Genomic DNA, 10,255 nt, shown 5'->3' with positions numbered 1-10,255 from the left:
AGATAGCGAAATGACTACGTCGAAGCCGCGGCTCGAGGGCATCCTCCCGCTCTCCCCGCTCCAGCAGGGCCTGTTGTTCCACGCGCAGTACGACGCGCAGGGCCCTGACGTCTACACCACGCAGTTCACCCTGGACATCGAGGGCGGACTCGACCCCGAGGCCCTGCGCTGCGCATGCGCCGCCGTGCTGCGCCGGCACTCCGGACTGCGCGCCGCCTTCCGCTACCGCAAGAACGGCGAGCCGGTACAGCTCATCCCGTTCGAGACGGCGCCGGACTGGACCACCACCGACCTGTCGGGGCTCCCGGCCGCCGACCGGGCCGCCGAGGCCGAGCGGCTGGTGGCCGAGGACCGGGCACGCCGCTTCGACCCGGCGCGCCCCCCGCTCGTCCGGTTCACCCTGATCGACCTGGGGGAGGGCCGCCACCAATTCCTGCTGACCGCCCACCACATCCTCCTCGACGGCTGGTCCAGGGCCCTGCTCATCGGTGAACTGTTCGAGCTGTACGGGCTGTTCGGCCGGGGCGCGGACGAGACATCGCTACCGCCCGTCACCCCGTACCGCGACTACCTCGCGTGGGTGGCCGCGCAGGACCGTACCGTCGCCGAGAGCGCCTGGCGGCAGGTCCTCGACGGCCTCGACGAGCCGACCCTGCTCGCCGCTCCGGACCCGTCCCGCGAGCCCGCCGCCCCCGCACAGGTCCGGGTCGAGCTCCCGGAGGCGGAGACCGCGGCGCTGGCGCGCTGGGCACGGTCCCGCGGGGTGACGGTCAATACCGTGGTCCAGGCGGTGTGGGCGATGGTGGTGGGCCAGCTCACCGGCCGTCAGGACGTCGTCTTCGGCGGCACGGTCTCGGGCCGGCCCCCGCAGATACCCGGGATCGAGTCCATGGTCGGGCTCTTCATCAACACCCTTCCCGTACGCGTCAGGCTGGACCCGTCCGAGACGGTCGGCGCCCTGCTGGACCGGCTGCAGGACCAGCAGGCCGGCCTCATGGACCACCAGTACCTCGGACTCTCCGACCTCCAGCGGCTGACCCCGGTCGGCGGGGAACTCTTCGACACCCTGCTCGTCTTCGAGAACTACCCGGTGGACACCGAAGGCCTGCGCAGGTCCGCCGGCGGCCTCGGCGTCGTCGACGGCCGCAGCCACGAAGGCACCCACTACCCGCTCAGCCTCATGGTCCATGCCGGCACCACCCTCGCCGTGGAGCTGAGCCACCGCGCGGACGTACTGGACGGCGCCGAGGTCACCGCCATCGGCCACCGGGTGCTGCGCCTGCTTGCCGCCCTCGACGGATCCGAGAACACCCCCGTCGGCCGGCTGGACCTCCTCGCCTCCGAGGACCGTGCCCTGGTCCTCGGCAGCTGGAACGACACCGCGCACGCCGACGAGCCGGCCACCCTGCCCGCCCTGTTCCGGCGGACCGCCGACCGCCACCCGGACGCGGTCGCCGTCCAGCACGGCGACACCCGCCTCACGTACGCCGAACTCGACGCCCGCGCCAACCGGCTGGCCCGGATCCTCATCGACCGCGGTGTCGGGCCCGAGCGCACCGTCGCGCTGGCCGTCGCCCGCTCCGCCGAGCAGATCGTGGCCCTCTGGGCGGTGCTCAAGGCGGGCGCCGCCTATCTCCCCGTCGACCCCGAGTACCCGGCCGACCGCATCGCCCACATGCTCACCGACGCCCGGCCGGTACTCGTCCTCACCGACAGCGCCACCTCACCACGCATCACCGCCGCCGTCCCCGGCGACGACGTACCGCGGCTGGTGCTCGACACCCCGGACACGGCACAGCGGCTCGCCGCCGTGCTGGACGCCGACCCCACCGACAGCGACCGCACCGCGCCGCTCTCGGCGCTCACCCCCGCCTACGTCATCTACACCTCGGGGTCCACGGGACGGCCCAAGGGCGTGGCGATGCCCGGCGGGGCCCTCGCCAACCTCGTCGGCTGGCACGAGGACGTGCTTCCGGGCGGCCCCGGGGTGCGCACCGCTCAGTTCACCGCCATCAGCTTCGACGTCTCCGCCCAGGAGATCCTCTCCACCACCCTCTCCGGACGCACCCTCGTCGTCCCCGACGAGGAGACCCGGCGCGACCCGGCCGCTCTGGTGCGGTGGCTCGACGAGCAGGCGATCGGCGAGGTGTACGCGCCCAACCTCGTCATCGACGCACTCTGCGAGGAAGCCAACGGGCAGGGCCTGCACCTGCCCGCGCTCGGCCACCTCGCACAGGCGGGTGAGGCACTCGCGCCGACCAAGCAGATGCGCGACTTCCACCACGGCACCGGCCGCGCCCTGCACAACCACTACGGACCGACCGAGACCCATGTCGTCACCGCGGCCACCCTCCCCGCCGACCCCGACGACTGGCCCGCCCGGCCCACCATCGGCCGTCCGATCCGCAACACCCGGACCTATGTGCTCGACAGCGCTCTGCGCCCGGTACCGCCCGGCGTGCCCGGCGAGCTGTATCTCGCCGGAGCCGGCCTCGCCCGCGGCTATCTGAACCGGTCGGCGCTGACCGCCGAACGGTTCGTCGCCGACCCGTACGGCCCCACGGGCACCCGGATGTACCGCACCGGCGACGTGGTGCGGTGGACCCCCGACGGCGAACTGGACTACCTGGGCCGCAGCGACCACCAGGTCAAGATCCGCGGCTTCCGCATCGAACTCGGCGAGATCGAGGCGGCGCTCACCGCACACGACTCCGTCGCCCAGGCCGTCGTCATCGCCCGGGAGGACCGGCCCGGGATCAGGACGCTCGCCGCCTATGTCGTGCCGACGCCCGGACATCCGGCGCCCGGCGCCGACGACCTGCGGGCCCATCTCGACGGGGCGCTGCCCGACTACATGGTGCCCTCCGCGTTCGTCCCCCTCGACGCGCTCCCGCTCACCCCCAACCGCAAGCTGGACCGGCGGGCCCTGCCGGTGCCCGACGGCGCCACGAAGGCCGGGCGCGCACCGCGCACCGCCCGCGAGGTGCAACTGTGCGGTCTCTTCGCCGCCGTCCTCGGCCTGGATCAGGTCTCCATCGACGACAGCTTCTTCGACCTCGGCGGGCATTCGCTGCTCGCCACCCGGCTCGTCAGCCAGGTCCGTACCGCCTTCGGTGTGGAGATCGCGGTACGGGCACTCTTCGAGGCGCCCACGGTGGCGGCCCTCGCCGACCGGCTCGGCGCCGCGGGACGGGCCCGCAAGGCGCTCGTCGCGGCGCCGCGGCCCGAGGAGATCCCGCTGTCGCCCGCCCAGCGACGCCTGTGGTTCCTCGGCCGGTTCGAGGACGCGGGCGGCAACTACAACCTGCCGCTGGCCGTACGGCTCTCCGGCGAACTCCGTGTCGGGCCGCTGCGCGAGGCGCTCGCCGATGTGGTGACCCGGCACGAGAGCCTGCGCACCGTCTTCCCGGAGACCGACGGACGGCCCCGCCAGCTGATCCTCGCCCCGGAGCGGGCCGTGCCCGCGCTCCCGGTGATCGGCGTCGACGAGGACGACCTGGAGCAGGTCCTCGCGGCTGCCGCGGGCAAGGAGTTCGACCTCACCGGGGAACCGCCGCTCCGGGCCCGGATGTTCGCGCTCAACGGCACCGAGTACGTGCTGATGCTCGTCGTCCACCACATCGCGGCCGACGGCTGGTCCATGGCCCCGCTCGCCCGTGATCTCGGCGAGGCGTACCGGGCCAGGTGCGCGGGCGAGGCCCCCGGCTGGGAGCCGCTGCCGGTCCAGTACGCCGACTACACCCTGTGGCAGCGCGAGGTCCTCGGCGACGAGAGCGACCCGGGCAGCGAACTGGCCCGGCAGATCGGCTACTGGCGCACCGCGCTGGCCGGTGTCCCCGAAGAGCTGACCCTGCCCATCGACCGGCCCCGCCCCGCCGAGATGAGCTACCGCGGCGACACCGTCGAACTCGACGTCCCCGCCGACGTCCACCGACGGCTCACCGGACTGGCCCGTGAACGCCGGGCGAGCGTCTTCATGGTGGTGCAGGCGGCGCTGGCCGCGCTGTTGCACCGGCTGGGTGCGGGGGCCGACATCCCGATCGGTTCGCCCGTCGCGGGCCGTACCGACGAGGCGCTGGACGATCTGGTCGGCTTCTTCGTGAACACCCTGGTGCTGCGCACCGATGTGTCGGGCGACCCGAGCTTCCGTGAGCTGGTGGAGCGGGTCCGGGAGACCGACCTGGCCGCCTACGCCAACCAGGACGTGCCCTTCGAGCAGCTCGTCGAGGTGCTCAACCCCGAGCGCTCGCTGGCCCGCCACCCCCTCTTCCAGGTGATGCTCTCCTTCCAGAACAACGCCGAGGCCACCCTCGACCTCGGCGGACTGTCCGCCTCCGGACGGGCCGTGGGCCTGAAGACCTCCAACTTCGACCTCTCCCTGGTCCTGGAGGAGCGGTTCGAGGACGGTGGAGCCCCCGCAGGCATCGGCGGCGGCATCGAGTTCGCCACGGACCTCTTCGACCGTGACACGGCACAGGAGCTGGCGGCGCGCTTCGTGCGGCTGGTCGGTGAGCTGGTGACCGACCCGGACCGGAAGCTGTCCTCGGTGGACGTCCTGACGGCCGAGGAACGCCACCGGATCCTGGTCGAGTGGAACGACACCGACCGCACGTACCCCACGGGAACCCTCCCCGGCCTCTTCGAGCAGCAGACCGCGCGCACCCCGGACGCCACCGCCCTGGTCTTCCAGGACACCCGGATCGGCTACGCGGAACTCAACACCTGGGCCAACCGACTGTCCCGGCAGCTCATCGGGCACGGTGTGCGGGCCGAGCAGCCCGTCGCGGTCCGGCTGCCCCGGTCGGTCGAACACATCGTGGCACTGCTCGCCGTGATGAAGGCGGGAGCCGTCTACGTCCCCGTGGACCCGGACTACCCCGACGACCGCATCGCGTACATGCTCGACGACGCCCGCCCGGTGCTGGTGCTCAGCGACCCCGCAGAACTGCACGCCCTCGGCGATGAGTTGTCACCGGAGAACCTCACCGAAGCCGAGCGGGGCGGCGCGCCGCGCCCGGACAACGCGGCGTACATCATCTACACCTCGGGCTCCACCGGGCGCCCCAAGGGCGTCACCGTCCAGCACCGCAGCTTCGTGAACCTCTTCCACGACCACTTCGGACGGCTGTACGCCCCGGAGATCGCGGAGGCCGGCGACCGTCGGCTGCGCGCCGCACTGGTCTCGTCGTTCTCCTTCGACGCCGCCTTCGACCCGCTGCTGTGGATGCTCGCCGGACAGGAACTGCATCTCATCGACGACGAGGCGCGCCACGACGCCGCCGCACTGCACTCCTACGTCCAGCGGGTCGGCGGCATCGATCACTTCGACACCACGCCCGCGCACTTCCAGCAGCTCCACGAACTCGGCCTGACCGCCGACGAGTCCATCCGTCCACTCATCGTGAGCCTGGGCGCCGAGGCGCTCGGCGAGACCCTGCGCCAGGAGCTCCTCGACATCCCGGGCCTCGTCACCCACAACCTGTACGGCCCCACCGAGACCACCGTCGACGCCCTCGGCCAGCGCATCGAGGAGGCCGACCGGGTGCTCGTGGGACGGCCGTTGGACAACTACCGGGCGTACATCCTCGACCCGGCCCTGCGGCCGGTGGCCCCCGGAGTGGCCGGCGAGCTGTATCTCGCCGGAGCGGGTCTGGCCCGCGGCTATCTGAACCGCCCGGGGCTCACCGCGGAACGGTTCGTCGCCGATCCGCACGGTCCGGCGGGCACCCGGATGTACCGCACCGGCGACCTGGCGCGCTGGACCAGGGACGGCCGGATCGACTGCATCGGACGGGTGGACGACCAGGTCAAGATCCGTGGCTTCCGTATCGAACTCGGCGAGATCGAGACCGCGTTGGTGACCCAGGACGAGATCGCCCGCGCCGCCGTGATCGTCCGTGAGGACCGCCCCGGCATCAAGGAGCTCGTCGCCTACACCGTCCCGGCCGCCGGACACCAGGTGCCCGACGCCGACGAACTGCGTCTCCGCCTCGGCGGGCGGCTGCCCGACTACATGGTCCCGGCGGCCTTCGTCGCCCTCGACCGCCTGCCGGTGACGGTCAACGGCAAGCTCGACCGCAAGGCCCTGCCCGCACCCGGCCCGCGCACCACCGCCGAGGGCCGGGCACCGCGCACCGCCCAGGAGAAGGCGCTCTGCGACATCTACGCCGAAGTCCTGGGCCTGGAACGGGTCTCCATCGACGACAGCTTCTTCGACCTCGGCGGACATTCGCTGCTCGCCACCCGTGTGGTGAGCCGCGTCCGCTCCCGGCTCGGCGCCGAACTCGCCGTCCGTACGCTGTTCGAGGCCCCGACCCCGGCGGCCCTCGCCGAGCGCCTCGGAGACGCGGGTCGTGCCCGCAAGGCGCTGACCGTGCGGCAGCGCCCCGAGGAGATCCCGCTGTCGTCCGCCCAGCGGCGGCTCTGGTTCCTCAACCGGTTCGAGGGGCCGGGCGCCACCTACAACATGCCGCTGGCCGTCCGCCTCACCGGCGCACTGGACACGGCCGCGCTGGAGGCCGCGCTCGGCGATGTGACGGCCCGCCACGAGAGCCTGCGCACCGTATTCCCCGACGTCGAGGGAAGGCCGCGTCAGCTGATCCTCCCGGCGCACGAGGCGCGCCCGGAGCTGGAGATCGCGGACTTCGCCCCGGAGACGCTGACCGCGGCGGTCACGCGCGGCTTCGACCTCGCCACGGAGATCCCCCTGCGGGCAGGCCTGTTCAAGATCTCCGCGAGCGAGCACGTCCTGCTCGTCGTGGTGCACCACATCGCGGGTGACGGCTGGTCGATGGGCCCGCTGGCACGCGATCTGGGCGACGCCTACTCGGCCCGGGTGCGGGGCAGTGCCCCGGAGGGAGCTCCTCTCGCGGTGCAGTACGCCGACTACACGCTGTGGCAGCGCGATGTCCTCGGTGACGAGGACGATCCGGTCAGTGAGTTGTCCCGGCAGGTCGACTACTGGCGGGGCGCGCTGGCGGGGCTGCCGGAGGAGCTGGCGCTGCCGACGGACCGTCCGCGTCCGGCGGAGATGAGCTACCGCGGCGACACCGTCGGCTTCCGGATCTCCCACGAGACCCATGAGCGGCTGCGGGCCCTGGCCGGCGAGACCCGCGGCAGCCTGTTCATGGTGGTCCAGGCCGCCGTCGCCACCTTGCTCTCGCGGCTGGGGGCGGGCAACGACATCCCCCTGGGCAGCGTGATCGCGGGCCGCACGGACGAGGCACTGGACGATCTCGTCGGCTTCTTCGTGAACACCCTGGTGCTGCGCACCGATGTGTCCGGCGATCCGACCTTCCGTGAGCTGGTGGAGCGGGTCCGGGAGACGGACCTGGCCGCCTACGCCAATCAGGACGTGCCCTTCGAGCGGCTGGTCGAGGTCCTCAACCCGGCGCGCTCCATGGCCCGCCACCCGCTCTTCCAGGTCATGCTCGCCTTCCAGAACACCGGAGAGGCCACCCTTGACCTCGACGGCCTCCGGATCGCCCCGCAGGAGATCAGCTTCGACGCCGCGAAGTTCGATCTGTCGTTCCAGTTCGCGGAGACGGCGGACGACGGTATCGAGGGCAGTGTGGAGTTCGCGGTCGATCTGTTTGATCGGGTGTCGGTGGTGGGGGTTGTTGAGCGGTTGGTGCGGGTGTTGGAGGTGGTGGCGGCTGATCCGGGGGTGCGGGTCGGTGGGGTGGATGTGTTGTCGGGTGCGGAGCGGGGTCTGGTGTTGGGGGAGTGGATTGCTTCGGAGCGGGTGTTGGAGCCGGTGACGTTGCATGGGTTGTTCGAGGCGCAGGTGGTGCGGTGTCCGGATGCTCCGGCTGTGGTGGGTGAGGGGTTGGTGTTGTCGTATGGGGAGGTGGAGGAGCGTGCGAATCGGTTGGCGCGTTGGTTGATGGGGCGGGGGGTTGGTCCTGAGGGTGTGGTGGCGTTGGTGTTGCCGCGGTCGGTGGAGATTGTGGTGGCGCAGTTGGCGGTGTTGAAGGCGGGGGCGGCGTATTTGCCGGTGGATCCGGATTATCCGGCTGAGCGGATCGCGTTCATGTTGGAGGATGCGTCTCCGGTGTTGGTGTTGCGTGAACTGCCGGATGTTGGTGTGGAGTTGGATGGGTCTGGGCCGGGTGTGGTGGTGTCGTCGTCGGGTGCGGCGTATGTGATTTATACGTCGGGGTCGACGGGGCGTCCCAAGGGTGTGGTGGTGTCGCATGGGGGTGTGGCGAGTTTCGCGGTGGCGGAGGTGGAGCGGTTCGCGGTTGATGCGGGGAGTCGGGTGTTGCAGTTTGCTTCGCCGAGTTTTGATGCGTCGGTGCTGGAGCTGGTGATGGCGTTTGCGTCGGGGGGTGCGTTGGTGGTGCCGCCTCCGGGTCCGTTGGCGGGTGAGGTGCTGGGGCGGGTGCTTGAGGAGCAGCGGGTGTCGCATGCGTTGATTCCGCCGGCTGCGTTGGCGAGTGTTCCGGCGGGTGAGTTCCCGGATTTCCGGTCGTTGGTGGTGGGTGGTGATGCGACGTCGGCGGAGTTGGTGGACCGGTGGGCGCCGGGGCGTCGGATGGTCAATGCGTATGGTCCGACGGAGTCGACGGTGGCGGCGACGATGTCGGTGCCGTTGGTGGCGGGTTCGGGTGTGCCGTCGATCGGGACCCCGGTTCCCAATACTCGTACCTATGTTCTGGATGAGGGGCTGCGTCCGGTGGTGCCGGGGGTGGCGGGTGAGCTCTATATCGCGGGTGCGGGTCTGGCGCGTGGGTATCTGGGGCGGGCGGGGCTGACGGCGGAGCGGTTCGTCGCCGACCCGTACGGTGTGGCCGGCAGCCGGATGTATCGCACGGGTGATGTGGTGCGGTGGAGCCGGGCGGGTGAGCTGGAGTATCTGGGGCGTGCGGACGACCAGGTGAAGGTGCGTGGGTTCCGGATCGAGCTGGGTGAGATCGAGACCGTGCTGTCCCGGCATGAGGGTGCGGGGCAGGTCGCGGTGGTCGTGCGGGAGGACCGGCCCGGTGTCAAGCGCCTGGTCGCGTACGTGGTGCCGGTGTCCGGGAGTGTCCCGGCGGTGGATGTGCTGCGTGCGCATGTCGCGGCGGCGTTGCCGGACTACATGGTCCCGTCCGCATTCGTCCTCCTGGACGCGCTCCCGCTGACCGTCAACGGCAAACTCGACCGCAAAGCCCTCCCCGCACCCGGCCTCGACCTGCCCGCAGCCGGCCGTGGCCCGCGTTCCGCCCAGGAGGAAGTGCTCTGCGGGCTCTTCGCCGAAGTGCTCAAGGTGGACCGGGTGGGCATCGACGACAGCTTCTTCGAGCTGGGCGGCGACAGCATCACGTCCATCCAGCTCGTCAGCCGGATCCGCTCGGTCCTGGGCGTCAAGCTCAGCAACCGCGGCATCTTCGAGACACCGACGGTGGCGCAGCTGACCGACAAGCTCGGCACCGGTTCGGACAGCGACGGCTTCGAAGTGCTGTTGCCGCTGCGCACCGGCGGCGAGCGCGCCCCCCTCTTCTGCGTCCACGGCGCGGGCGGGCTGAGCTGGCCGTACTCCTCGCTGCTGAAGCACATCAGGGCCGAGTACCCGCTGTACGGACTCCAGGCCCGAGGCCTCGACGGCAAGGAGCCGATCGCGACGAGCATCGAGGAGATGGCCGCCGACTACGTCGAGCAGATCCGCAAGGTCCAGCCGGCCGGTCCGTACCACCTCATCGGCTGGTCCTTCGGCGCCCTGGTGGCACACGAGATCGCCACCCTGCTGACCGAGGCGGGGGAGAAGGTCGCACTCCTCGTGAACCTGGACCAGACACCGTACGACGCCTCGTGGGAGGACGACGACTACGCCCTCCCCACGGAGCGGGACGTACTCGAAACCCTTCTCGACTTCGTCGGCTACGACCTGGCAGACCTTCCCGAGGGGCCGCTGGAGCACCAGCGGGTGATGGAGATCATCCGCAGCCGGGACAGCGCGCTCGGCAGCCTGGAGGAGGACCGCATCACCGCCTTCATGAAGGTCGGGATCAACAACCATGAGCTGAGCGCCGGATACCGGCCCCGGCGCTTCGACGGCGAACTGCTGCTGTTCGTCTCCACGGTCGGAACGGACGACCCCGTACGCAAGACGGCGGACTCGGTGGCCGCATGGCAGCCGCATGTGGCGGGCGCCGTCACCACCCATCCGGTGGCCGCGCACCACGGACATCTGCTTCAGCCGGAGCCCGCGGCCGAGATCGGCCGGGTCGTCCTGGCGATCCTTGCCGAGCTGCAAGCGGCTCCCACCACCTGA

The 10,255-nt window shown here is 71.2% G+C and carries 1 protein-coding gene; it reads left to right on the top strand.

Annotated features, from left to right (window positions below):
• The first annotated feature begins 10 nt into the window (after positions 1-10).
• Positions 11-10,255, top strand: a complete 10,245-nt coding sequence (locus tag OG520_RS09390; protein WP_406012875.1) for an amino acid adenylation domain-containing protein — start codon at positions 11-13, stop codon at positions 10,253-10,255.

The sequence above is a fragment of the Streptomyces sp. NBC_00984 genome, assembly GCF_045162475.1.
Lineage (GTDB): Bacteria > Actinomycetota > Actinomycetes > Streptomycetales > Streptomycetaceae > Streptomyces.
This window is presented reverse-complemented; position numbering and strand designations above follow the sequence as displayed.

Excerpts from the sequence above, each read along its gene's own strand:
- OG520_RS09390 (WP_406012875.1), top strand. The coding sequence starts at position 11 with ATGACTACGTCGAAGCCGCGGCTCGAGGGCATCCTCCCGCTCTCCCCG.